Raw genomic sequence first — 23,043 nt, forward strand, 5'->3', positions numbered from 1 at the left:
TAAAAAACCGCCTGGCGACGGCGCGCCAGGCGGTTCGGTACAACGTTAAATCTTTATGACCGATTACTTACCGGTCCACTCTTTGACGCGATCCGGGTGTTTGGCAACCCAGTCCTTGGCCGCTGCTTCAGGCTTGGCGCCATCCTGGATGGCGAGCATGACTTCGCCAATTTCATCTTTGTTGGTCCACTGGAATTTCTTCAGGAAATCCGCGACGTCCGGGGCCTTCTTGGCAAGGTCCAGGCTGCCGATGTTGTCGACGGTTTCAGCCGCACCATAAACGCCCTTCGGGTCTTCGAGGAACTTCAGCTTCCATTTCGCGAACATCCAGTGCGGCACCCAGCCGGTGACGGCGATGGATTCTTTCTTGTTCTCGGCGCGGGTCAGCTCGGCGATCATGCCGGCGCCGGAACTGGCCTGCAGCTTGTAACCGTCCAGGCCGTAATCCTTGATCGCCTGATCGGTCTTGATCATCACGCCTGAACCAGCGTCGATGCCGACGATTTTCTTCTTGAAGGACTCGTCGGTCTTGAGGTCCGCCACCGAGTTGGCTTTCACGTACTCCGGCACGATCAGGCCGATTTTCGCGTCCTTGAAGTTGGGGCCGTAGTCGGTGACCTTGTCTTTGTTCTTGGTCCAGTACTCGCCGTGGGTCACGGGCAACCAGGCCGACAGCATCATGTCCAGTTTGCCGGTCGCGACGCCCTGCCACATGATCCCGGCCGCAACAGCCTGCAGCTTCACCGGATAACCCAGTTTCTGTTTGATCACTTCGGCAGCGACGTTGGTGGTTGCAACACTGTCGGACCAGCCATCGACGTAACCGATGCTCAGCTCGGGTTTGGCGTCGGCGTGGGCCAGCGTGGCACTGATGGCCAATGCCAGCGCGGCACTGACACCCAGGATTTTTCGCATCGTCATTTTTACTTCCCCGGTAGTCCAGAACCCGACAGCGGTCGGGCGTCGTTAACGTTCTTATAACGTCGCACTCGCGCCCTGGTTCGGGGCAAGCCACGCGTTTCACGCTTCCACCATGTGCCTGCGCAGCCGCAATCGCTGCGTGGGCGATTGATCATCAACCCCCACACACCTTGTGCCTTTCCTGCCAGCGACACCCAGCCACCCGGTAAACGACATCACCGGGCCATCAACGACAGGCAGGTCGTAAAGAGGCTAGCGACTCGTCCGGAAATTGCATGGTTTGAAAAGCGCTGGCCGGATGAGGTGTGTAGGAGCGTGGCTTGTCCCGCGATCTGGCGCGCAGCGGCAGCAATGCAATGCAATGCAATGCAATGAATGCGGTGTATCAGCAAGCATGGCGTCGCGAGGTTTAACGACTGCTCCGCAGCCGATCGCGGGACAAGCCACGCTCCTACAGATGTAACCGCGTCATCTTGCTAAGATGCCGCCCTTCGCCCCACTTCGGCCCCATTATGTCCGCACCGTCCCGCTCGCCTGTCGCCCTCCTTTATCTGTTCTCGTGTGTGATTGCCCTGCTTGGCCTGTGCGGCTATTGGTACTGGCTGGGCAAGCCGGTAATCCTGCCGGACGCCGCCACGCCGACCCACAAACTGCAATGCGCGTCCTACACACCCTTCGACAAGGATCAATCCCCGTTCGACCAGCCGTTCACCCTGCGCCCCGCGCGCATGGATGCTGACCTGGCGCTGCTGGCGACGCGCTTCGACTGCGTGCGCACCTACTCAATGACCGGCATGGAGACGCTTCCCGACATCGCGCGCAAGTACGGCCTCAAGCTGATGCTCGGCGCCTGGGTCAATGGCAATCCGATCGACACGGCCAAGGAAATCAAGGCCCTGGTCATGGCCGCTAACACCCACCCGGATGTCGTGACGGCAGTGATCGTTGGTAACGAAAGCCTGTTGCGCAAGGAAGTCACCGGCGCTCAACTGGCCACGCTGATTCGTCAGGTGAAAGCGCAGGTCAAGCAGCCGGTCACCTACGCAGACGTCTGGGAATACTGGCTGCAATACCCGGAAGTCGCGCCTGCCGTGGATTTCCTGACGATCCACCTGCTGCCGTACTGGGAAGACGACCCCAGCGGCATCGACAAAGCCCTGTCCCACGTCGCGCAGATCCGCGAAGAGTTCGGCAAGACATTCGCGCCCAAGGACATTCTCATCGGCGAGACCGGCTGGCCCAGCGAAGGCCGCCAGCGTGAAACGGCGCTGCCCAGCCGGGTCAACGAGGCACGGTTCATTCGCAGTTTCGTCGCAATGGCCGAGCAGCACGGGTGGCACTACAACCTGATCGAAGCGTTCGACCAGCCGTGGAAGCGTCAGTCCGAAGGCGCAGTGGGCGGTTACTGGGGGCTGTTCGACGCAGATCGTCAGGACAAAGGCGTGCTTGCCGGGCCGGTATCGAACCTGCCGTTGTGGCCATTCTGGCTGACAGTCAGTGGCGCGATCGCCGTGCTGGCGCTGGCGTGGGCGGGGCGGGTCAACCATCCACGCAGCGCGCTGATGCTTCCGGTGCTGGCGGCGTTCGCCGGTTGCTGCATCGGCACCTGGGGTGAATTGGCCCGGGTAAACAGCCGCTTCGCTGGCGAATACCTGTGGGCAGTGGCACTGGTGGCGCTGAATCTGTTGGTGCTCGCCCACGCCGCATTGGCGTTGTCCGCCCGCAGAGGCTGGCGCGAACGGGTCTTCGCCTGGCTGGACGCGCGGGCGGGATGGTGGTTGTGCGCCAGCGGGTTCGCGGCGGCAGTGATGATGCTGGCGATGGTCTTTGATCCGCGCTACCGCAGCTTCGCGACGGCCACCCTGTGGCTGCCCGCCTTGGTCTACCTGATTCGCCCGGCTGCGGCACCGCGCCGAGAGATCGGCCTGCTGATGTTCATCGTCGGCGCGGGCATCGTGCCGCAGCTGTTTCGCGAAGGCGTGAGCAATCCCCAGGCATGGGCGTGGGCGGGCGTGAGCCTGCTGATGGCGCTGGCACTGTGGCGCAGCGTGCGCATCGGCGCTCCGGTCAAGGCGCCGAAGAGCGCCGCCAAGGCTGTGTAACCGAGTGTGCAGTGGGACGGATACATTGTGTTACCGCCGAGGGACTGAAAAGCCCGAAGGCGGGTAACACGGAAACAGAATTCCGTTACATAGCAGGGAGGCCAATTGATCGGATTTCGCAAGCCACTGATTTATAAGTGATTTCAAAAGTTGGCACGCACCCTGCTATATCTCCTGCATAACAAGAACAAAATGTGAAAACCCAATAAAAATAAGATGAATCGGCTCTGACATAACAAGAACAACGGCACAGAGACGCAGCCAACAGATTTTTTTGGAGTAGAAACGCTTTACCGAGGCCCCGGCCTCGCAGCCCGACAGAGAACTCTAAAACTACCCCCAGGTAGCGGCCAGAACGGGTTGGATCACCTCTCGCAGAAGAGGAATCAAAGCAGGTCAGCGCTCAAAAAAATACGTTTGCTCTTGTATCCCGAATGGGGATCACCGAAGACGCTGTAAAGGGACCGGTTGCCAATAACAACAACAGACCGCCCTACAATAATAAGAAAGCGCACGTGCAACGATTAAAAGGGGAGCCTCGGCTCCCCTTTATGCTGTCTGGTGTTTGGCTTTCAGCCTTTAGTTTTTTAAGTCACGCCTGCCGAGCGCGCACCAGGCGCAACCCGGCAATCACCACTGCAAACACCGCAAGACTCGCCGTGTAGAGCACCAGCGCGAGTATCCCCAGCAGCAAGCCAACCACCGCGAGCGCTCGGCCGACCTGACGTGGCACAAAGAACGCGACCAGCGATGCGATCAGCGCGCCCCATCCGAACACACCGAAGTGAATCAACAGGCCCAGGTTCGAGCGCAACTGGCACTGCCATTTCGACGCATCGTCAGCGCAAATTCCCACCCATTGCACGTCTTCCATCAGGCCGTAGCGCAAGCCGTAACTGACGGCGAGCCACAGCACCAGAATAAAAAACAGCACCAACAACGGCAGACGACGGGACACGACACACTCCAGAAAATAACCAACGGCGGGCAGCATAGCCGCAGCCGCCCGGGCAAAACCATACGGGCAATAAAAAGCACGAGCAGACAGGCCAGAAGTGCCATAACCTGTATCGTCGCGGAGGGTCATGCAAGAGCCACTTGCCGTCACGGCACTTTGGCATTACACCCGTGTCATAGCCTGCGTATTTCAACAGCACATCATTCCCAAGGGATTCAGTCATGCTTCGTTTTCTGCGCCTCGCCGCCTTATCAGGCGGCCTGTTTTTGAGTGCGTCCGTGATGGCGGTCGATATTGATCCGTCCAGCTATGGCTTCCCCTTGACCAATCCGTTCGAAGCGACCATCGCCACGACCCCAGCGGATTTGCGTGCCAAGGTGCCTGAAGACGCCGACATCGATCAGGACGATTACAGCCTCACCATGCGCCCGGAGCGTGAGTTCACACTGCCGGACAACTTCTGGGCTGTGAAGAAACTGCACTACCGCCTCGCCAAACAAGACCACCCTGCACCGCTGATCTTTCTGATTGCCGGCACCGGCGCGCCTTACAACAGCACCCTTAATGAATACCTGAAGAAGCTTTATTACGGCGCCGGTTATAACGTCGTACAGCTTTCGTCGCCCACCAGCTACGACTTCATGAGCGCCGCCTCGCGTTTCGCCACCCCAGGCGTCACCAAGGAAGACGCCGAAGACTTGTACCGTGTCATGCAGGCCGTTCGCGCCCAGCAGTCCAAGCTGCAGGTCACCGAGTATTACCTGACCGGCTACAGCCTCGGCGCACTGGATGCGGCGTTCGTCAGCAAACTTGATGAAACCCGTCGCAGCTTCAACTTCAAGAAAGTGCTGCTGATCAACCCGCCGGTGAACCTGTACACGTCGATCACCAACCTCGACAAGATGGTGCAGACCGACGTTAAAGGCATCACCAACAGCACGACGTTCTATGAACTGGTGCTGCAGAAGCTGACCCGCTACTTCCGCGAAAAAGGCTACATCGACCTGAACGATGCACTGCTGTTTGACTTCCAGCAGTCCAAGCAGCACCTGTCCAATGAACAGATGGCCATGCTGATCGGCACCTCGTTCCGCTTCTCCGCCGCTGACATCGCGTTCACCTCCGACCTGATCAACCGTCGCGGCCTGATTACCCCGCCGAAGACCCCGATCAGCGAAGGCACCAGCCTGACGCCGTTTCTCAAGCGCGCGCTGCAGTGCGATTTCGACTGCTATGTAACCGAGCAGGTCATCCCGATGTGGCGTGCGCGCACCGACGGCGGCAGCCTGTTGCAACTGGTTGATCAGGTCAGCCTGTACGCGCTGAAGGATTACCTGGCGAGCAGCAAGAAGATCGCTGTGATGCACAACGCCGACGACGTGATCCTCGGCCCGGGCGATCTCGGTTTCCTGCGCAAGACATTTGGCGATCGCCTGACCGTTTACCCTTACGGCGGTCACTGCGGCAACATGAACTATCGCGTCAACAGCGACGCCATGCTGGAGTTTTTCCGTGGCTAAACGTCTATTGCTTATCGCTGCCCTCCTCTGTGCTGGCGCCGTCCACGCGGCCGACGCGCCGATCGTTTCCCAGGCAGCCCCGGTCAAGCGGATCGACAACCCGGATGGGTTCACCGAGCCGTTGAAGTCGCTGAAATTCAACCCGGGTCTGGATGCTCAGGAGTTCGAGCGTTCGTCGCTCAACGCGCTGAATGTCTATGATCCGCTGGAGTCCTGGAACCGTCGGGTTTACCACTTTAACTATCGCTTCGACGAGTGGGTATTCCTGCCGGTGGTCAACGGCTACAAATACGTGACGCCAAGCTTCGTGCGCACGGGCGTCAGCAACTTCTTCAGCAACCTGGGCGATGTGCCTAACCTGCTGAACAGTCTGCTGCAGTTCAAGGGCAAGCGTTCGATGGAAACCACCGGCCGCCTGATCGTCAACACCACTCTGGGCATTGCCGGGCTGTGGGACCCGGCGACCATGATGGGCCTGAAGAAACAGAGCGAAGACTTCGGTCAGACCCTGGGTTTCTATGGCGTCCCGGCCGGTCCGTACCTGGTGCTGCCGATCCTCGGCCCGTCGAACCTGCGTGACACTGGCGGCCTGGTCTTCGACTTCACGGCTGAATCGCAGATCAACTTCCTCAACGTCGCCCAGGTCAGCGAAGACCATCCCGAGCTGTACCTGCTGCGCGCCATCGACCGTCGCTACACGACCAGCTTCCGCTACGGTCAGATGAATTCGCCGTTCGAGTACGAGAAAGTGCGTTACGTGTACACCGAAGCCCGCAAGCTGCAGGTGTCCGAGTAACGTGACCTGAAATCTGCCGGCGCTGCTGGCAGCAAAACCTGTAGGACTGGCTTTAGCCGGGAAGAGGCCCGTCGGCACGCCATCAAATTCGTGGTGTTAATGACGGCGTCTTCCCGGCTAAAGCCAGTCCTACAAGTGCACGGTCCGGCCGGTGGCGTTATGTCGGATCTTCGGGCCTCTTCGCGAGCAAGGTGGAGCGCCACCCCGGTCACTCCTACATGGACAGTGTTTGGCGCGCCACCTCACTCCTTGCGGATGGTGGGGGGTCTCCTGGAGTCTTGGGAATAAAGCCCGCAACCCATCGCCAAACCCGATCATTCCCGCGCAAAAACGTCACCCATTCATCGCCCCAACAGGCCTACCATAGGCGCCATTCCCCTTTTGCCGGAGTGAGCCCCATGACTCAATTTCGTAAAGTGCTGTCGATCCAGGCCGGGCAACCGACTTCGGACGGCGCAGGCGTCAAGCTGACCCGTGTGTTCGGCGGTCAAGGCATCGAATCCTTCGACCCGTTCCTGATGCTCGACGAGTTCGGTTCCGAGAACCCCGACGAGTACATCGCTGGCTTTCCGCCGCACCCCCATCGCGGGTTCGAGACCGTGACCTACATGCTCGAAGGTCGCATGCGTCATGAAGACCACATGGGCAACGTCGGTCTGCTGCAGGGCGGCGGCGTGCAGTGGATGACCGCTGCGCGCGGGGTCATTCACAGCGAGATGCCCGAGCAGGAAGAAGGCGCCATGCGCGGCTTCCAGCTGTGGCTCAACCTGCCGGCCAAATCGAAGATGGGCGACGCCGGTTACGACGACATTCAGCCCGAGCGCATTCCGCGCATCACCACGCAGAACGGCGTCGATGTTGTGGTGATCGCAGGTCAGTTCGACGACGGCCAGACGTCCCAGGCAGGCGCCGTGCAGCGCCCGGACACCGAGCCGCAGTATTTCGATTTCCACATGCCCGCCGGCAGCCACATCAACCCGCGCGTTGCCGATGGCCATCGCGTGCTGCTGTATGTGTACGAAGGAGAAGTCGAGATTGCCGGGCAGCCACAGAAACTCAGCCAGAGCCGTCTCGCGCGGTTGTCGGAAAGCGGTGAGATTCAGCTAAGCAGCCAAACGGGCGCACGCGTGTTGCTGATCGCTGGCAAGCCACTGGGCGAACCGATCGTGCAGTACGGCCCGTTCGTAATGAACAGCCGTGAAGAAATCGAACAGGCCCTGCGGGATTTCCGGGATGACAAACTGACGGCGTGATCGCCACTTACAGTGTAGGAGCGCGCTTGCCCGCGAATGCGATCTGCCTGAGCCAACGATGGCGCCTGACACAGCGCATTCGCCAGCAAGCCGGCTCCCACAGGTTTTGCGCCTGACGCTGAATACCGGCCAAGGCAAATCCTTTGTAAGAGCGCGCTTGCCCGCGAATGGGGTAGGCCTGCAATAGATAGGGTGAATGACACACCGCCATCGCGGGCAAGCGCGCGCCTACAGTGAGCTGCGACAGCTCATGCAGGGCCGCATTGAATCACTCGGGGCAGAGATTCACTCCAGCCGCAAGAACCGCATCAACTCTTCCTTCTGGGCCATCGCGTCGCGGCGGCCCAGTTCGATGAGCTCGCTGCAATAACCCGACTCGAACAACAGATAGCTCAGCACCCCTGCCCCGCTGGTCTTGGTCGCACCCGGGCCGCGCAGAAACGTGCGCAGCGCAGGAGGCAGTTCGCGGCGGTGACGGGCGGCGATTTCATCAATGGGCTGGCTGGGCGAAATCACCAGCACCTCCACAGGCGCAAGCGACTGAATGGGCGTCGATTCTGACGACTGCGGCCTGGGCATGTCAGACGCCGGCAGCAGGCGGCTGACCAGATTCAGCCGTTCCAGCAGTTCGATGTCACTCTCCAGGCTGTCAATGAACGTGCTGTTGAGCATGTGCCCACCGATCTGCGCAAGACTCGGTTGCACGCCACGGACCGCACGCGGCACGGGCGGGTTCACGCCTGGGCCACGGGGGTTGCCGCTGACGCCCACCACCAGCACGCGGTTGGCGCCCAGGTGCAGGGCCGGGCTGATCGGCGCCGACTGCCGCACCGCGCCGTCACCAAAATATTCCTGGCCCAGCTTCACGGGCGCAAACAGCAAGGGGATCGCCGAACTGGCCAGCAGATGGTCGATGGTCAAACGTGTCGGCAGGCCGATCCTGCGATGCCGCAGCCAGGATTCGATCGTGCCCTTGCCCTGATAAAACGTGACCGCCTGCCCTGACTCATAACCAAACGCCGTAATCGCCACTGCACGCAGCTGCTTGGCTTCAATGGCTTCGTCGATGCCGTCGAGGTTGAGGCGCGCGGTCAGCAGGTCTTTCAGCGGCGAACTGTTGAGCAGCGCCACCGGCACCTGTTGGCGACCGATGCCCAACAGGCTGCGGCCGAAGAACCGTGCGGCCTGGCGAATGACGCCAGTCCAGTCACTGCGCAACACCTGATGGCTGCGAAAGCCCTGCCAGAAGTCAGTGAGTTCGTGGATTGCCGTCCGAAATTGCGCGGCGCCGCTGGCCAGCTTCACCGCATTGATCGCCCCGGCGGAGGTGCCGACGATGACCGGAAAAGGATTCTTCGCGCCTATCGGCAACAAATCGGCGATGCCGGCGAGCACGCCCACCTGATACGCCGCGCGGGCACCGCCGCCGGACAGGATCAGCCCGGTGATGGGCTCGACGCCGGGAGCCAAGGCTGAGGCGTGGCGCACCGCTTGTTGTTCTATGGTGCTTGTCGTCATGGGGTCTCAGCTCTTGGTTTCAGCCACGCTTCTTGTACAGCTTCGGCTCACCCGGCGGCCGACTCTTGAACCGCCGGTGGGCCCAGAGGTACTGCTCGGGGCATGCGGTGACGGCGCGCTCGACCCATTGATTGATGCGAATGCAGTCCGCCTCGTCGCTCTCCCCCGGAAAATCGCTCAGCGGCGGATGGATCACCAGCGTGTAGCCGCTGCCGTCGGCCAGGCGCTCCTGAGTGAACGGCACGACCAGCGCGTGGCCGAGCTTGGCAAATTTACTGGTGGCCGGCACGGTGGCGGCCTGAATGCCGAACAACGGCACGAAGAGGCTCTGCTTGGCGCCGTAGTCCTGATCTGGCGCATACCAGATCGCCCGGCCCTTACGCAATTGCTTGATCATGCCGCGCACGTCTTCGCGCTCGACGGCAATTGAATCCTGGTTATGCCGCTCGCGGCCGCGTCGCTGAATGTAATCAAATAGCGCGTTCTTGTGCTCGCGGTACATGCCGTCGATGGTGTGCTGCTGCCCGAGCAGGGCCGCGCCGATTTCAAGCGTCGTGAAGTGCAGCGCCATGAGGATGACGCCATGGCCGTCCAGTTGCGCCTGCTTTAAATGATGAAGGCCTTCGATGTGCGCCAGCCGCGCCAGACGGGGCTTGCTCCACCACCAGCTCATGGCCATCTCGAAAAAAGCGATGCCGGTGGAGGCGAAGTTGGCCTTGAGCAGGCGCTTGCGCTCGGCTTTCGAATACTGCGGGAAACACAGTTCGAGGTTACGCGCGGCAATGACCCGCCGATCGGTCGCCTGGTAATACATGACCCGACCCAGGCCACGGCCGATCACCAGCAAGGCGCGAAAAGGCAACTGCACGATCAGCCAGAGCACGCCCAGCCCCAGCCACAGCAGCCAGAAGCGGGGATGAAGAAAGTGAGCTCGAAAACGCGGGCGATCCATTACAGCTTCCGTCAGGACAAAGGCGGGCATTCTACATCGGTTCGCGCGGATCGCGCCCCCGTCGGTTGCGCCTCCCTTGCGGCTGGCGGGCGTTATCGTTATAAGTCTCGGCACTTTTAGCGACAAGCCGCTGTATGCCGACATGAGCCAAATCGAATTGCAAGACAAGGACCCCGTGTTCCAGCTGAAGGGCAGCATGCTGGCCATCACCGTGCTGGAACTGGCCCGCAACAACCTCGAAGCGCTGGATCGTCAACTGGCGGCAAAAGTCGCCCAGGCGCCGAATTTCTTCAGCAATACACCGCTGGTGCTGGCCCTCGACAAGTTGCCGCCGGATGAAGGCGCGATCGATCTGCCGGCAATGATGCGCATCTGCCGCCAGCACGGTTTGCGCACCCTGGCCATTCGTGCCAACCGGATTGAAGACATCGCCGCCGCCATTTCCATCGACCTGCCGGTGCTGCCGCCTTCGGGCGCGCGCGAGCGACCGCTTGATCCGACGGAAGGCGAAGTCAAAAAGAAGCCGGAAATCATCGAGAAGCCGCCCGAGCCGTTGATCAAGCCGACCAAGATCATCACCGCCCCTGTGCGCGGTGGTCAGCAGATCTACGCCCAGGGCTCCGATCTGGTGGTGATCTCCTCGGTCAGCCCCGGCGCCGAACTGCTCGCCGACGGCAATATTCACGTGTACGGCCCGATGCGCGGCCGCGCGCTGGCGGGGATCAAAGGCGATACCAAGGCACGGATTTTCTGCCAGCAAATGGTTGCCGAACTGATCTCGATTGCCGGCCAGTACAAGGTGTCCGAAGACCTGCGTCGCGATCCACTATGGGGCGCCGGGGTACAGATCAGTCTGTCCGGGGACGTGTTGAACATCACCCGTCTTTAACGGATACTGCGCCATTTTTAAGCCACTCTGATTCGTCGCGAAAACGACGCGAAGGCACCGGGACGTTCGGGATATTTTTTTGTTTTCCCGAACATGGACTCCTTCACGGGTTCCGATCACCGCCCTCGCCCGCTTTAGTTGCGCCGTCACGAGGGGCTCTTCAGGGACTCAACGTCCTTTTCCTCTAGGGGTGATACACCTTGGCCAAGATTCTCGTGGTTACATCCGGCAAGGGTGGTGTGGGCAAGACCACCACCAGCGCCGCCATCGGTACCGGTCTCGCACTGCGCGGCCACAAAACGGTCATCGTCGATTTCGACGTCGGCCTGCGTAACCTCGACCTGATCATGGGTTGCGAGCGTCGCGTCGTTTATGACTTCGTCAACGTAGTCAACGGCGAAGCCAACCTGCAACAAGCGCTGATCAAAGACAAGAAGATCGAAGGTCTTTATGTCCTCGCCGCCAGCCAGACCCGTGACAAAGACGCGCTGACCAAAGAAGGCGTGGAAAAAGTCCTGATGGAACTCAAGGAAACCTTCGAGTACGTCGTCTGCGACTCCCCTGCCGGTATCGAAACGGGCGCTCACCTGGCGATGTATTTCGCCGACGAAGCCATCGTCGTGACCAACCCGGAAGTGTCCTCGGTTCGTGATTCGGACCGCATGCTCGGCCTGCTGGCCAGCAAGTCCCGCCGCGCCGAGCGTGGCGAAGACCCGATCAAGGAGCACTTGCTCCTGACCCGCTACAACCCTGAGCGCGTGAGCAAGGGCGAGATGCTGGGCGTTGAAGACGTCAAGGAAATCCTGGCGGTCACCCTGCTGGGCGTGATCCCGGAATCCCAGGCGGTACTCAAGGCTTCCAACCAGGGCGTGCCGGTGATCCTCGATGACCAGAGCGACGCCGGCCAGGCGTACAGCGATGCCGTTGACCGTCTTTTGGGCAAGGAAAAAGAGCATCGTTTCCTGGACGTACAGAAAAAAGGATTTTTCGAACGCCTGTTCGGGGGTAACTGATGAGCATTTTTGACTTCTTTCGTGCCAACAAAAAGCCCAGCACCGCGTCGGTAGCGAAAGAGCGTCTACAGATCATCGTGGCGCATGAACGCGGCCAACGCAGCACCCCGGATTACCTGCCCGCCTTGCAGAAGGAGTTGGTCGAGGTGATCCGCAAGTACGTCAATATAGGTAACGATGACGTGCATGTCGCCCTTGAAAACGACGGCAGCTGCTCGATTCTGGAACTGAATATCACCCTGCCTGATCGTTGATCGAGAAGGCAGTCGCCACGGCGGCCCGGTTGCCTGACTCCCTTTGCGGAATCAGGCAAGCGCGCCGCCGTTGGCGTTCCTGAAGACCTGTTTTCTGCGCCGCGATGGTTCTTGCGATCGTGTTGCGCCTGTTTGAGCTATGAGGCTGTTCCATGCCGCTGTCCAACGTTCATATCCTCCATCAGGACGACGCTGTCCTGGTGGTGAACAAGCCCACCCTGCTGCTTTCGGTCCCTGGTCGTGCTGACGATAACAAGGACTGTCTGATCACGCGCCTGCAGGAAAACGGCTACCCCGAGGCGCGCATCGTCCATCGGCTGGACTGGGAAACGTCCGGGATCATTTTGCTGGCGCGTGATGCGGACACGCACCGTGAGTTGTCCCGGCAGTTTCACGACCGCGAGACCGAGAAGGCTTACACGGCACTGGCGTGGGGCCAGCCAGACCTGGACAGCGGCAGTATTGATTTGCCGTTGCGCTACGACCCGCCGACCAAGCCGCGTCATGTGGTGGATCATGAGTTCGGCAAGCATGCGTTGACGTTCTGGAAGGTGCTGGAGCGGTATGACACCCATTGTCGGGTTGAGTTGACGCCGATCACCGGGCGGTCGCATCAATTGCGGGTGCATATGTTGTCGATCGGGCATCCGTTGTTGGGCGATGGCTTATATGCGCATCCGGAGGCGCTGGCGGCGTATCCGCGGTTGTGTCTGCATGCGAGCATGCTGGCGTTTACGCATCCGGGGACGGGCGAGCGTTTGCGGTTTGAGTGTCCGGCGCCGTTTTGATGTTGTTAGTCAGAACCGCGTGAAGATCAAAAGCATCTGCCTAACGTCAGATCATTTCGCCTTCGGCGAGTTACTTGGAAAAAGCCCCCCAAGTAACCAAGGGGGCTTGCTCTCGGTTGGGTCCCTCCTCCGTCGGGATTCCCTCACTCCGACGATGCTCCGTGGGCCCGCGCCGAACGGACATCCATGTCCTGACGGCGCTCTCGCCGCATCCATGCGGCTCGACCCACTCCACATCGTCTGCGCTCGGCCTGCACCCAAGTCGCGTTTGGCGATGTCTGGACTTGCGTGGGAAAGATCAAAGTCAAAAGCGCAGCTGGGACGCGGAGCGTCTGGGCGGCATTACCACGCGGAGCGTGGGAACGATCGGAACAGCAACAGCAACAGCATTCGCGAGCAAGCTCGCTCCCACAGGGAGGGAGTTCGGTCTGCCAAACTGCCAGCGCCCAGACCGGCCCCTTCCCGGCTGAAGCCGGTCCCACTAAAAGCAGCGCGTGCATCCAGCAGGAAGGCAGTGACCCCGACTGTGGGACCGGCTTCAGCCGGGAAGCTTTTGATCTTGATCTTCATCCACAAAAAGCTCAGTCACCGCCAAACGCGACTTGAGTGCAGGCTGAACGCAGGTCTCGCGGAGTGGGCCGAGCCGCATGGATGCGGCGAGAGCCGCCCCCCGCCATGGATGGCGGATGGCGGCGGGCCCACGGAGCGAGACCGGAGTGAGGGAACCCCGACGAAGGAGGAGCCCAACCAGGAGCACAAGCCCTTGGTTACTTGGGGCTTTATCAAGTAACTCGCCGAAGGCGAAACAGTCTGCCCCCAGGCAGACGCTTTTGATCTTAAGGATCTTGATCTTGATCTTGATCTCGATCAAAACACCTTTTGGCCTGTAAACTCCCGCACATTGCTGTCTGGAGTAACCTATGCGCGAAGAGTTGAATCAGGGCCTTATCGATTTCCTGAAGGCCTCCCCCACCCCCTTTCATGCCACCGCAAGCCTCGTCCAACGCCTCGAAGGCGCCGGCTACCAGCGCCTCGACGAACGCGAGCCCTGGTACACCGAAGCCGGCGGCCGCTACTACGTCACCCGCAACGACTCCTCCATCGTCGCCTTCAAACTCGGTCGCCTGTCGCCCCTCACCGGCGGCATCCGCCTCGTCGGCGCCCACACCGACAGCCCGTGCCTGCGCGTCAAACCGCAACCCGAACTGCAACGCCAGGGCTTCTGGCAACTGGGCGTCGAAGTCTACGGCGGCGCCCTGCTTGCACCGTGGTTTGACCGCGACCTCTCCCTCGCCGGCCGCGTCACCTTCCGCCGCGACGGCAAAGTCGAAAGCCAGTTGATCGACTTCAAACTGCCCATCGCGATCATCCCTAACCTCGCAATCCACCTCAATCGCACCGCCAACGAAGGCTGGGCGATCAACCCGCAGACCGAACTGCCACCGATTCTGGCCCAGGTCGCCGGTGACGAACGTCCCGACTTCCGCGCCCTGCTGACCGATCAACTGGCCCGCGAGCACGGTTTGAACGCCGACGTCGTGCTCGATTACGAGCTCAGCTTCTACGACACCCAAAGCGCCGCCGTCATCGGCCTCAACGGCGACTTCATCGCCGGCGCCCGTCTCGACAACCTGCTGTCCTGCTTCGCCGGTTTGCAAGCGCTGCTCAATGCCGACGGCGACGAAACCTGCCTGCTGATCTGCACCGACCACGAAGAAGTCGGCTCGACGTCCGCGTGCGGCGCCGATGGCCCGATGCTGGAACAGGTGCTGCAACGCCTGCTCCCGGAAGGCGACGACTACGTGCGCACGATCCAGAAGTCCCTGCTGATCTCCGCCGACAACGCTCACGGCGTACACCCGAACTACCCCGAAAAGCACGACGCCAACCACGGCCCGAAACTCAACGCCGGCCCGGTGATCAAGGTCAACAGCAACCAGCGCTACGCCACCAACAGCGAAACCGCCGGTTTCTTCCGTCACCTGTGCATGGCCGAAGAAGTCCCGGTGCAGAGCTTCGTCGTGCGCAGCGACATGGCCTGCGGCTCCACCATTGGCCCGATCACCGCAGGGCACCTCGGCGTTCGCACCGTCGACATCGGTCTGCCAACCTTCGCCATGCACTCGATCCGCGAACTGGCCGGCAGCCAGGACCTGGCGCACTTGGTGAAAGTACTGTCCGCCTTTTATGCGAGTGTAGAGTTGCCATAACTTTCAGGACTATCGGCGTCGCAGTGACCGCTGCATCGCCGATGACTGTCCACTGCCTATTCATTTCTTACAACACCTTCGACCCTGACAAATTATTCATGCGCCCGGGCGCGTCGAAACGTTAACGACATCAGTGTTTTCTTATTTCGATTCGAAATAATCTTCATAGCAATACAGTCTGGGCGATGCACATCGTCGGATGGACAGTTTAAGCAGGGCCGAACTATATTTTGGACGCACCCTCACTCACGCAAAAGGATCTGCACCATGAGTACTCAAACCAATAATGATTCACCAAGACAGTTCCGACTATCGCAGGTGTAGTGGATGGCACCGGCGCCTTCATTGAGCGCGCAACCGCTACCACCAACGGCAACACAATGATCACCTTGGTAGGGACCGGAGAACCGAATGGTCAGGTCGAGATCTATAAGATGCTCGACAGCTACAGCGGTAAATCGGAAAAGCTGGATACTGTGACAGTAGATCAATATAGCGGATGGCACACATCGACCGTTCTAGAACTGGGCCGTCAAACTTTCTTTGAAGCGTTGAATCCGAAAGGGGATCTAACCTCCGAGGTTTACCATGTCGTTGCGTTAGGTCCGCTTGGCGGAGCTTGACCCTTCGCGCGCCCACCCGAGCAACGGCAAGGAGGGCGCGCTTTTTATATAACGCGTGTTTTATATAAAAACACTTCCCGCGAGATAACTCACGAACAACGGCACGTTCGTCCGCGCGCACTTCTGAATGTGGCGGGCTTGGAAACTCAAGAGGCCAAGTCGTCACATGCCCCCTGTCTGCACACATTGCCTTGGCCGGTAATCTGCGAAATTCCCCCTCGCCACACCCCCCTTCCACTCGTAAACTCATGCGCCTCTGCTTGACACCCTCACGGCCCCACACCGAGCGGCTCAAGCGCCTGTCTATTCGAGGTTTGTTCCCCGGTGATTGCTCCCACCCGCCTTTCCGTTCTGCCCCGCCTGTTTTTGCTTTGCCTGCTGGCGATGTTCCCGTTCGCGCTGACACAGGCTGCCGGGTTGCCGAGCCTGCTCAGCGGTGGCAGCAAGACGCAGCCACAGGCTCAGGAGCCATTGGGGCAGTCCCTGGACGAGGTCATCACGTCGCTGGAAAACGATCAGCAGCGCAGCAAATTGCTTGATGACCTGAAGAAGCTGCGCGACGCCACCAAGAAAGCGCAGCCGACGGTGGAGCAAGGCGTGCTGGGCCTGATCGGCAGTTCGTTGGCCGAGCTGGAAAAGCAGTTCACCGGCGCAGACAGCCCCCTCAGCCGCTGGGCGGATGAGGCGGGTATGGCGGAGGATGAGCTGATGGCGCTGATGCTGCCGGCCAACCAGTGGTGGCCGATCATCTGGGGCTTTGCCGTGGTGCTGGCGGTCTGGGGGCTGCTCGCGGCGGCGCTGATCTGGCTGGGCCACAAGGTGCGCTTGCGCTTCGGCCTTTCCGCCGAGCTTCCACAGCACCCCCGCCTGTCGGACATGCTGCGCTTCGCGCTTCGCAAGCTGGGCCCGTGGCTGGTGGCGCTGGTCATCACGATTTACCTCAGTTACTCGCTGCCGCCGTCTCTGGGCCGGGATCTGGCGATGGTGCTCGCTTACGCATTGGTGGTCGGCACGCTGTTTTCGGCGGTCTGTGTCATCGCGTTTTCCCTGCTCGACGGGCCGCATCGCCATCAGGCGTTGTACATCCTGCGGCATCAGGCATTTCGGCCGCTGTGGTGGATCGGCAGCTTTGCCGCGTTCGGCGAGGCGTTGAGCGACCCGCGTCTGGTCGCCAGCCTTGGCGTGCACCTGGCGCACACTGCCGCAACCCTGGCCAACGTCATGGCCGCGCTGTCCACGGGCTTGTTCATCATTCGTTTCCGTCGCCCGATCGCGCATCTGATCCGCAATCAGGCGCTGGCGCGTCGCCTCAACCGCCGCGCCCTGAGCGACAGCATCGAGGTTCTCGGCACGTTCTGGTACCTGCCGGCGCTGGTGCTGGTGGGTGTTTCCCTGTTTGCCACGTTCTTTTCGGCGGGTGACACCAGCACTGCATTGCGTCAGGCCCTGATTTGCACCGTGCTGATCGTGCTGTCCATGGTCATCAACGGCCTGGTGCGGCGTCATTCACTCAAGCCAAGCCATGCTCACAAGCGTCATGCACTGTATTCGGACCGCCTGAAGAACTTCTTTTATACCGTTGCGCACATGCTGATCTGGCTGGTGTTCATCGAACTGGGCCTGCGGGTCTGGGGGCTGTCGCTGATCCGCTTTGCCGAAGGCGACGGCCGCGACATAAGTCTGCGGCTGATCGGCCTGGCGGCCACGCTGATGTTTGCCTGGCTGATCTGGATTCTCGCGGACACCGGGATTCACCACGCCCTCACCCGCTCGCGCAAAGGGCTGGCCAATACCCGCGCGCAGACGATGATGCCGTTGATCCGCAACGTGCTGTTCGTGACCATCTTCATCATCGCGCTGATCGTCGCGCTGGCGAACATGGGCATGAACGTAACACCGCTGCTGGCCGGTGCCGGTGTGATTGGTATCGCAATCGGTTTCGGCGCGCAGTCGCTTGTCGCCGACCTTATTACCGGGCTGTTCATCATCATCGAAGACTCGCTGGCCATCGACGACTACGTGGACGTCGCCGGGCACTTGGGCACCGTGGAAGGCTTGACCATTCGCACCGTGCGGCTGCGCGACATTGATGGCATCGTCCACACCATCCCGTTCAGTGAGATCAAGAGCATCCAGAACTACTCGCGGGAGTTCGGCTACGCGATCTTCCGCATCGCGATTCCGGCGAGCATGAACATCGACGATGCGCTGAAGATGGTCCGCGATGTCGGCCAGAAAATGCGCTCCGACCCGCTGCAGCGCCGCAACATCTGGTCGCCGCTGGAGATTCAAGGGGTGGAAAGTTTCGATGCGGGCAACGCCATTCTACGGGCGCGCTTCAAGACTGCGCCGATCAAGCAATGGGAAGTGTCGCGAGCATTCAATCTGTCGCTCAAGCGTTATCTGGATGAGGCCGGCATGGACTTGGCGACGCCGCGCCTGAATGTGCAGGTCAGCACCAGTGGCGGGCGTGTGAGCAAAGTGCGCGAGAAGAAGGATGACGCGACGGTGTAAGCCGATTTAAATATCCGCCACCACCGCACTCACATGAATCGCATCATGGCGCCAGTATTCCAGGTCGCAATCGATCAGCCGACCGCGCTGGTCGTGATTGACCCGGGCGATGCGCAGGCCCGGGCTGCCGATGGAGACTTTCAGCGCCCCTGCCGCTTCCGCCGGTAACGCCGTCGGCACCATTTCGAAACGCACCTGGCCGTAGCGAATGTCGTAGTGGCTGGCGTAGAGCTCGGTCAGCGACTGGTTCAGGTCCAGCTCGAGGATCTGCGGGAAGTAATCGGGATTGAGGTAGTGCTCGACGTAGAGCACCAGCCGTTCATCTATGCGGCGGGCGCGGCAGATCTGGATCACGCTCGACAGCGCCGGCAATTGCAGCAGCCCGCAGATGACGGCTGGCGCAGGTTGCAGCCGCGCGGCAATCACCTGGGTCGCGGGCACTCGGCCCTGAGCCTCAACCATCGCGTGAAAGTGGCTGCGGCGCATCAGGTCATAGGCCAGACGCGGCGGTGAAATGAACCAGCCGCGGCGCTCCTCACGGTAGATCAAGCCCTGAGCTTCGAGCTGCACCAACGCCTCGCGCAAGGTGATGCGGGTGGTATCGAAGACCTCGCTCAATTTGCGCTCAGCCGGCAACTTGCTGCCTGGCGGCAACAGGCCGTGTTCGATCTGCTCTTGCAGCGCGTTGCAGATGGTCGTCACCGCTCGGGGCATTTCTTCGCGCATTGCATTACCTATCTGGACTAGACCAGCGCTATTTAAGGGCAGTGTCGCTTGCTGAATGGCCCGTTTCAGTGCTCCAGAGCCTAGGCAGCGTAGATGACCGTTGCGTGACATTCCAGCTTGAGGCCGCTGAGACAAATACTTTCGGCAAATCTTCCAGCCCTTTCAGATCAAGCTGTTGAGCATGGTCTACGCTCATTTCACAGCGATCTCCGGAGCTACGACTTGCCCCAGCAAGAGTCGGTCCAGACACGAAAGCGTCATGTTAGTGGCCTAACTTGGCTCAGGTATTGCTGACCTAGACCAACCATCCGCAACGAACACTTCTATGAGTCCGTCGAGAAGTGCACAAAGGAGCTTCGAATGAAACACCTTTTGCTGGCATCACTCCTGGGTTCGGCCATCGCGCTGAGCACATCGGCCATGGCCGCCGACACTGACCTGAAAACCCTCGAAGCCGCCGCCAAGGCCGAAGGCGCGATCAACAGCGTGGGCATGCCCGATGACTGGGCGAACTGGAAAGGCACCTGGACCGACCTGACCGCCAAGTACGGTCTGGTGCACATGGACACCGACATGAGCTCGGCCCAGGAAGTGGCCAAGTTCGATGCGGAAAAAGACAACGCCAGCGCCGACATCGGCGACGTGGGTGCAGCGTTCGGCCCGATCGCTACCGCCAAAGGCGTGACCCAGCCCTACAAGCCGAGCACCTGGGCACAGGTGCCGGATTGGGCCAAGGATAAAGACGGTCACTGGGCGCTGGCCTACACTGGCACCATCGCTTTCATCGTCAACAAGAAGCTGCTGCACGGCTCGGACGTACCGACCAAATGGGCTGACCTGAAGAACGGCAAATACAAAGTCACCATTGGTGATGTCAGCACTGCAGCCCAGGCTGCCAACGGCGTGCTGGCGGCTGCAATCTCCATGAAAGGTGATGAAACCAACCTCGCGCCGGGGCTGCAGTTGTTCACCGAGCTGGCCAAGCAGAAGCGCCTGGGCATCAACAACCCAACGATTCAGTCGATGGAAAAAGGCGAAGTGGAAGTGGGCGTGGTCTGGGACTTCAACGGCCTGAGCTACAAGGCCAAGATGACCAATCCTGACGACTACGTTGTGCTGATCCCGTCGGACGGCTCGGTAATCTCGGGCTACACCACAATCATCAACAAATACGCCAAGCACCCGAACGCCGCCAAGCTGGCCCGTGAATACATCTTCAGCGACGCCGGTCAGATCAACCTGGCCAAAGGCAACGCGCGCCCGATCCGCGCCGAGCACTTGACGATGCCCCCAGAGGTGCAAGCCAAGCTGCTGCCCAACGAGCAGTACAAGAACGTGACACCGATCAAAGACCCGGCAGCGTGGGAAAAAACCTCGAAAGCCCTGCCACAACAGTGGAACGAGCAAGTCATCGTCGAGATGCAGTGATCCTTTACTGCTGATGCAGGCCCCTTGCAGGAGTGAGCTTGCTCGCGATTTCGGTGTGTCAGTCAACCTGTCTGTCGCAGGCATACCGCAATCGCAAGCAAGCTCACTCCTACAGTAATGTTTGGGGATCCACCCTCCGGAGCGACACATGAGACACAACGTCATCCTCATCCTGCTGGACGGCCTGAGTTACAGCGTGGCGCAACATGCGATGGGGCATTTGCTGGCTTACCGAAACGCAGGCCGCGCGGCGTTGTACAAACTCGAATGCGAACTGCCGTCGCTGTCACGCCCGCTGTATGAATGCATCCTGACCGGCGTCGCGCCCATCGACAGCGGCATCGTGCACAACCAGGTGTCCCGACCTTCCAACCAGCGCAGTGTGTTTCATTACGCCACCGACGCCGGACTGACCACCGCCGCTGCCGCCTACCACTGGGTCAGCGAGCTGTACAACCGCAGTCCGTTCATTGCCGCACGCGACCGCCACACCGACGACGCCGAATTGCCGATTCAACACGGGCACTTCTACTACGTCGATCACTACCCCGATTCCCACCTGTTCGACGACGCCGAGCATCTGCGGACCGCCCACGCGCCCAATTTCCTCTTCGTCCACCCGATGAACATCGACGACGCCGGCCACAAGCACGGCCTCGACACCCCGCAGTACCGCAACAGCGCACGCTCCGCCGACATCATTCTCGCCGAGTATCTGCAGCGCTGGCTGGATGCGGGCTATCAAGTGCTGGTGACCGCTGACCACGGCATGAACAACGACCGTTCCCACAACGGCGTGCTGCCGGAAGAACGCGAGGTCCCGCTGTTCGTGCTGGGTGACGCCTTCAGCCTCGCACCCGACGCACAACCGAAACAGACCGATATCTGCGGCACTGTCTGCGAGCTGCTCGGTGTGACCCACGACAAACCTGTGTGCAACGAGGTGCTCAAGTGAATTCACAAAGCCGCGGCAAATGGCTGGCGCTGTTGTGCCTCGTGCCTTTTGCGGTGTTCTTCATCGCGTTCCAGATCGCGCCGCTGGCCTGGGTGGCGATCAACAGCCTGCAATCGGACGCCGGCTGGGGCATCGACAACTTCATCAAGGCGTTCAACTCGCGCTTCTACCGCCAGGCGATGCAGTACAGCCTGGAGATCAGCTTCTGGTCGAGCCTGATCGGCATCATCATCGCGATCCTCGGCAGTTATTCCCTGCGCAAAGTGCCGTCGCGCCTGCGGGATTTCGTCAGTGCGTTCGCCAACATGACCAGCAACTTCTCCGGCGTCCCGCTGGCGTTTGCCTTCATCATCCTGCTCGGTTTCAACGGCGCGCTGACGCTGATTCTCAAACAGGCCGGGATCATCGATGACTTCAACCTGTACTCGAAAACCGGCCTGATCATTCTCTACACCTACTTCCAGATCCCCCTGGGCGTGCTGTTGCTCTACCCCGCTTTCGACGCGCTGCGTGAAGACTGGCGCGAGTCGGCGTCGTTGCTGGGTGCGAGCAGTTGGGATTTCTGGCGGCACATCGGCATTCCGGTGCTGACCCCGGCGCTGCTCGGCACCTTCGTGATCCTGCTGGCCAACGCGCTGGGCGCCTATGCCACCGTGTACGCGCTGACCACCGGCAACTTCAACGTGCTGCCGATCCGCATCGCGGCGATGGTGGCGGGCGATATCACGCTGGACCCGAACATGGCCAGCGCCCTGGCGATGATTCTGGTGGGGATGATGACACTGGTGACGGTGGTGCATCAGTGGCTGTTGAAGAGGAGCTACCATGTCTCGCGCTGAACGCCGCCCGCCGGGGCTTTACCACCGCGTCGTGGTGTACCTGCTGTTTCTGATTCTGCTGGCGCCGCTGCTGGGCACCTTTGTGTATTCGATCGCCACCAGTTGGTCGGCCACGATTTTGCCTGACGGCCTGACCTACAAATGGTACGTCGCGCTGTGGAGCGATCCGCGTTTTCTGCGCGCGTTCGGCCAGTCGCTGCTGGTGTGCGTTGGCGCGCTGGCGCTGTCGGTGGTGCTGATTCTGCCGCTGCTGTTCGTCGTGCATTACCACTTCCCCAAGCTCGACGCGCTGATGAACATCCTCATCCTGCTGCCCTTCGCGGTGCCGCCGGTGGTGTCGTCGGTGGGCCTCTTGCAACTCTACGGTTCGGGGCCGCTGGCGATGGTCGGTACGCCGTGGATCCTCATCGGCTGCTACTTCACCGTGGCACTGCCGTTCATGTACCGGGCAATCACCAACAACCTGCAGGCGATCAATCTGGTTGACCTGATGGACGCGGCCCAGCTGCTCGGCGCCAATACCTTTCAGGCGGCGTTTCTGGTGGTGCTGCCGAACCTGCGCAAGGGCCTGATGATTGCCCTGCTGCTGTCGTTCTCGTTCCTGTTCGGCGAGTTCGTGTTCGCCAATCTGCTGGTCGGCACCCGCTACGAAACCCTGCAGGTCTACCTCAACAACATGCGCAACAGCAGCGGTCACTTCAACAGCGCGCTGGTGATTTCCTACTTCCTTTTCGTACTGCTGCTGACGTGGGCGGCCAACCGACTGAACAAGGACAAAGACTGA

The 23,043-nt window shown here is 60.6% G+C and carries 20 protein-coding genes; 15 read left to right on the plus strand and 5 right to left on the minus strand.

Annotated features, from left to right (window positions below; translation table 11 throughout):
* Nucleotides 1-63: 63 nt before the first annotated feature.
* Entirely contained in the window at nucleotides 64-921 is an 858-nt protein-coding gene (locus OKW98_RS22765) for a glycine betaine ABC transporter substrate-binding protein (RefSeq protein ID WP_265386764.1), read from the minus strand.
* A 512-nt stretch (nucleotides 922-1,433) separates the two neighbouring features.
* On the opposite strand from OKW98_RS22765, the gene OKW98_RS22770 reads away from it, so the two are divergent.
* Nucleotides 1,434-3,023, plus strand: coding sequence for a glycosyl hydrolase family 17 protein (locus OKW98_RS22770; protein ID WP_265386765.1), 1,590 nt, complete (start codon nucleotides 1,434-1,436; stop codon nucleotides 3,021-3,023).
* 592 nt (nucleotides 3,024-3,615) lie between these two features.
* Here OKW98_RS22770 and OKW98_RS22775 read toward each other — a convergent pair.
* Complete coding sequence (locus OKW98_RS22775) at nucleotides 3,616-3,981, minus strand: hypothetical protein (RefSeq protein ID WP_265386766.1); 366 nt, start codon at nucleotides 3,979-3,981, stop codon at nucleotides 3,616-3,618.
* 221 nt (nucleotides 3,982-4,202) lie between these two features.
* On the opposite strand from OKW98_RS22775, the gene OKW98_RS22780 reads away from it, so the two are divergent.
* From OKW98_RS22780 to OKW98_RS22790, 3 genes are all read left to right on the plus strand, one after another.
* Complete coding sequence (locus tag OKW98_RS22780) at nucleotides 4,203-5,501, plus strand: serine/threonine protein kinase (protein WP_265386767.1); 1,299 nt, start codon at nucleotides 4,203-4,205, stop codon at nucleotides 5,499-5,501.
* The gene (locus tag OKW98_RS22785) at nucleotides 5,494-6,297 is read left to right on the plus strand and encodes a VacJ family lipoprotein (RefSeq protein ID WP_265386768.1); all 804 of its coding nucleotides are present in this window, start codon (nucleotides 5,494-5,496) and stop codon (nucleotides 6,295-6,297) included. The genes OKW98_RS22780 and OKW98_RS22785 overlap by 8 nt, the downstream gene beginning before the upstream one ends.
* Before the next feature lie 398 nt (nucleotides 6,298-6,695).
* On the plus strand, nucleotides 6,696-7,550 hold the full coding sequence (locus OKW98_RS22790) for a pirin family protein (RefSeq protein ID WP_265386769.1): 855 nt from the start codon (nucleotides 6,696-6,698) through the stop codon (nucleotides 7,548-7,550).
* A 285-nt stretch (nucleotides 7,551-7,835) separates the two neighbouring features.
* Here OKW98_RS22790 and OKW98_RS22795 read toward each other — a convergent pair whose 3' ends face one another.
* Both OKW98_RS22795 and OKW98_RS22800 read right to left on the minus strand, forming a co-directional pair.
* Entirely contained in the window at nucleotides 7,836-9,068 is a 1,233-nt protein-coding gene (locus OKW98_RS22795) for a patatin-like phospholipase family protein (protein ID WP_265386770.1), read from the minus strand.
* A gap of 19 nt (nucleotides 9,069-9,087) precedes the next feature.
* Nucleotides 9,088-10,020, minus strand: a complete 933-nt coding sequence (locus OKW98_RS22800; RefSeq protein ID WP_265386771.1) for a lipid A biosynthesis lauroyl acyltransferase — start codon at nucleotides 10,018-10,020, stop codon at nucleotides 9,088-9,090.
* Between the two features lie 142 nt (nucleotides 10,021-10,162).
* On the opposite strand from OKW98_RS22800, the gene minC reads away from it, so the two are divergent.
* The 7 genes from minC to OKW98_RS22835 all read left to right on the plus strand — a co-directional run bounded on the left by minC (nucleotide 10,163) and on the right by OKW98_RS22835 (nucleotide 18,311).
* Complete coding sequence (gene minC / locus OKW98_RS22805) at nucleotides 10,163-10,909, plus strand: septum site-determining protein MinC (protein ID WP_074890214.1); 747 nt, start codon at nucleotides 10,163-10,165, stop codon at nucleotides 10,907-10,909.
* A 200-nt stretch (nucleotides 10,910-11,109) separates the two neighbouring features.
* Nucleotides 11,110-11,922: a septum site-determining protein MinD gene (minD, locus tag OKW98_RS22810; protein WP_237254080.1), complete on the plus strand. Its 813-nt coding sequence runs from the start codon at nucleotides 11,110-11,112 to the stop codon at nucleotides 11,920-11,922.
* Nucleotides 11,922-12,176 (plus strand): cell division topological specificity factor MinE, encoded by a 255-nt coding sequence (gene minE / locus OKW98_RS22815; protein ID WP_037013831.1) that lies wholly within the window; start codon nucleotides 11,922-11,924, stop codon nucleotides 12,174-12,176. The genes minD and minE overlap by 1 nt, the downstream gene beginning before the upstream one ends.
* 152 nt (nucleotides 12,177-12,328) lie before the next feature.
* On the plus strand, nucleotides 12,329-12,964 hold the full coding sequence (locus OKW98_RS22820; RefSeq protein WP_133773139.1) for an RluA family pseudouridine synthase: 636 nt from the start codon (nucleotides 12,329-12,331) through the stop codon (nucleotides 12,962-12,964).
* Nucleotides 12,965-13,884: 920 nt separating this feature from the next.
* Nucleotides 13,885-15,174 carry a M18 family aminopeptidase gene (locus tag OKW98_RS22825; RefSeq protein ID WP_265386772.1) on the plus strand — a complete coding sequence of 430 codons (1,290 nt, stop codon included), beginning with the start codon at nucleotides 13,885-13,887 and terminating at the stop codon, nucleotides 15,172-15,174.
* Nucleotides 15,175-15,497: 323 nt separating this feature from the next.
* Nucleotides 15,498-15,797: a hypothetical protein gene (locus OKW98_RS22830; protein ID WP_265386773.1), complete on the plus strand. Its 300-nt coding sequence runs from the start codon at nucleotides 15,498-15,500 to the stop codon at nucleotides 15,795-15,797.
* 384 nt (nucleotides 15,798-16,181) lie between these two features.
* Nucleotides 16,182-18,311: a mechanosensitive ion channel family protein gene (locus OKW98_RS22835; RefSeq protein ID WP_265389816.1), complete on the plus strand. Its 2,130-nt coding sequence runs from the start codon at nucleotides 16,182-16,184 to the stop codon at nucleotides 18,309-18,311.
* A gap of 6 nt (nucleotides 18,312-18,317) precedes the next feature.
* On the opposite strand, the gene OKW98_RS22840 is transcribed toward OKW98_RS22835, so the two are convergent.
* Nucleotides 18,318-19,037, minus strand: coding sequence for a UTRA domain-containing protein (locus tag OKW98_RS22840; RefSeq protein ID WP_265386774.1), 720 nt, complete (start codon nucleotides 19,035-19,037; stop codon nucleotides 18,318-18,320).
* Nucleotides 19,038-19,397: 360 nt separating this feature from the next.
* On the opposite strand from OKW98_RS22840, the gene OKW98_RS22845 reads away from it, so the two are divergent.
* The 4 genes from OKW98_RS22845 to OKW98_RS22860 all read left to right on the plus strand — a co-directional run bounded on the left by OKW98_RS22845 (nucleotide 19,398) and on the right by OKW98_RS22860 (nucleotide 23,043).
* The gene (locus tag OKW98_RS22845; RefSeq protein WP_265386775.1) at nucleotides 19,398-20,465 is read left to right on the plus strand and encodes an ABC transporter substrate-binding protein; all 1,068 of its coding nucleotides are present in this window, start codon (nucleotides 19,398-19,400) and stop codon (nucleotides 20,463-20,465) included.
* Between the two features lie 148 nt (nucleotides 20,466-20,613).
* A complete protein-coding gene (locus OKW98_RS22850) occupies nucleotides 20,614-21,420 on the plus strand; it encodes an alkaline phosphatase family protein (RefSeq protein ID WP_265386776.1) in 807 nt (268 codons plus the stop codon).
* Nucleotides 21,417-22,259 carry an ABC transporter permease gene (locus OKW98_RS22855; protein WP_133773127.1) on the plus strand — a complete coding sequence of 281 codons (843 nt, stop codon included), beginning with the start codon at nucleotides 21,417-21,419 and terminating at the stop codon, nucleotides 22,257-22,259. The genes OKW98_RS22850 and OKW98_RS22855 overlap by 4 nt, the downstream gene beginning before the upstream one ends.
* Entirely contained in the window at nucleotides 22,246-23,043 is a 798-nt protein-coding gene (locus tag OKW98_RS22860) for an ABC transporter permease (protein WP_265386777.1), read from the plus strand. Before OKW98_RS22855 ends, OKW98_RS22860 begins: the two co-directional genes overlap by 14 nt.

It is taken from the genome of Pseudomonas sp. KU26590, assembly GCF_026153515.1.
In the GTDB taxonomy this organism is placed as follows: domain Bacteria; phylum Pseudomonadota; class Gammaproteobacteria; order Pseudomonadales; family Pseudomonadaceae; genus Aquipseudomonas.

What these genes read in the sequence shown, in the direction of transcription:
- OKW98_RS22765 (WP_265386764.1), bottom strand. Translation starts at nt 921, where the DNA reads ATGACGATGCGAAAAATCCTGGGTGTCAGTGCCGCGCTGGCATTGGCC.
- OKW98_RS22770 (WP_265386765.1), top strand. Translation starts at nt 1,434, where the DNA reads ATGTCCGCACCGTCCCGCTCGCCTGTCGCCCTCCTTTATCTGTTCTCG.
- OKW98_RS22780 (WP_265386767.1), top strand. Translation starts at nt 4,203, where the DNA reads ATGCTTCGTTTTCTGCGCCTCGCCGCCTTATCAGGCGGCCTGTTTTTG.
- OKW98_RS22790 (WP_265386769.1), top strand. Translation starts at nt 6,696, where the DNA reads ATGACTCAATTTCGTAAAGTGCTGTCGATCCAGGCCGGGCAACCGACT.
- OKW98_RS22795 (WP_265386770.1), bottom strand. Translation starts at nt 9,068, where the DNA reads ATGACGACAAGCACCATAGAACAACAAGCGGTGCGCCACGCCTCAGCC.
- OKW98_RS22800 (WP_265386771.1), bottom strand. Translation starts at nt 10,020, where the DNA reads ATGGATCGCCCGCGTTTTCGAGCTCACTTTCTTCATCCCCGCTTCTGG.
- minC (WP_074890214.1), top strand. Translation starts at nt 10,163, where the DNA reads ATGAGCCAAATCGAATTGCAAGACAAGGACCCCGTGTTCCAGCTGAAG.
- minE (WP_037013831.1), top strand. Translation starts at nt 11,922, where the DNA reads ATGAGCATTTTTGACTTCTTTCGTGCCAACAAAAAGCCCAGCACCGCG.
- OKW98_RS22820 (WP_133773139.1), top strand. Translation starts at nt 12,329, where the DNA reads ATGCCGCTGTCCAACGTTCATATCCTCCATCAGGACGACGCTGTCCTG.
- OKW98_RS22825 (WP_265386772.1), top strand. Translation starts at nt 13,885, where the DNA reads ATGCGCGAAGAGTTGAATCAGGGCCTTATCGATTTCCTGAAGGCCTCC.
- OKW98_RS22835 (WP_265389816.1), top strand. Translation starts at nt 16,182, where the DNA reads ATGTTCCCGTTCGCGCTGACACAGGCTGCCGGGTTGCCGAGCCTGCTC.
- OKW98_RS22840 (WP_265386774.1), bottom strand. Translation starts at nt 19,037, where the DNA reads ATGCGCGAAGAAATGCCCCGAGCGGTGACGACCATCTGCAACGCGCTG.
- OKW98_RS22845 (WP_265386775.1), top strand. Translation starts at nt 19,398, where the DNA reads ATGAAACACCTTTTGCTGGCATCACTCCTGGGTTCGGCCATCGCGCTG.
- OKW98_RS22850 (WP_265386776.1), top strand. Translation starts at nt 20,614, where the DNA reads ATGAGACACAACGTCATCCTCATCCTGCTGGACGGCCTGAGTTACAGC.
- OKW98_RS22860 (WP_265386777.1), top strand. Translation starts at nt 22,246, where the DNA reads ATGTCTCGCGCTGAACGCCGCCCGCCGGGGCTTTACCACCGCGTCGTG.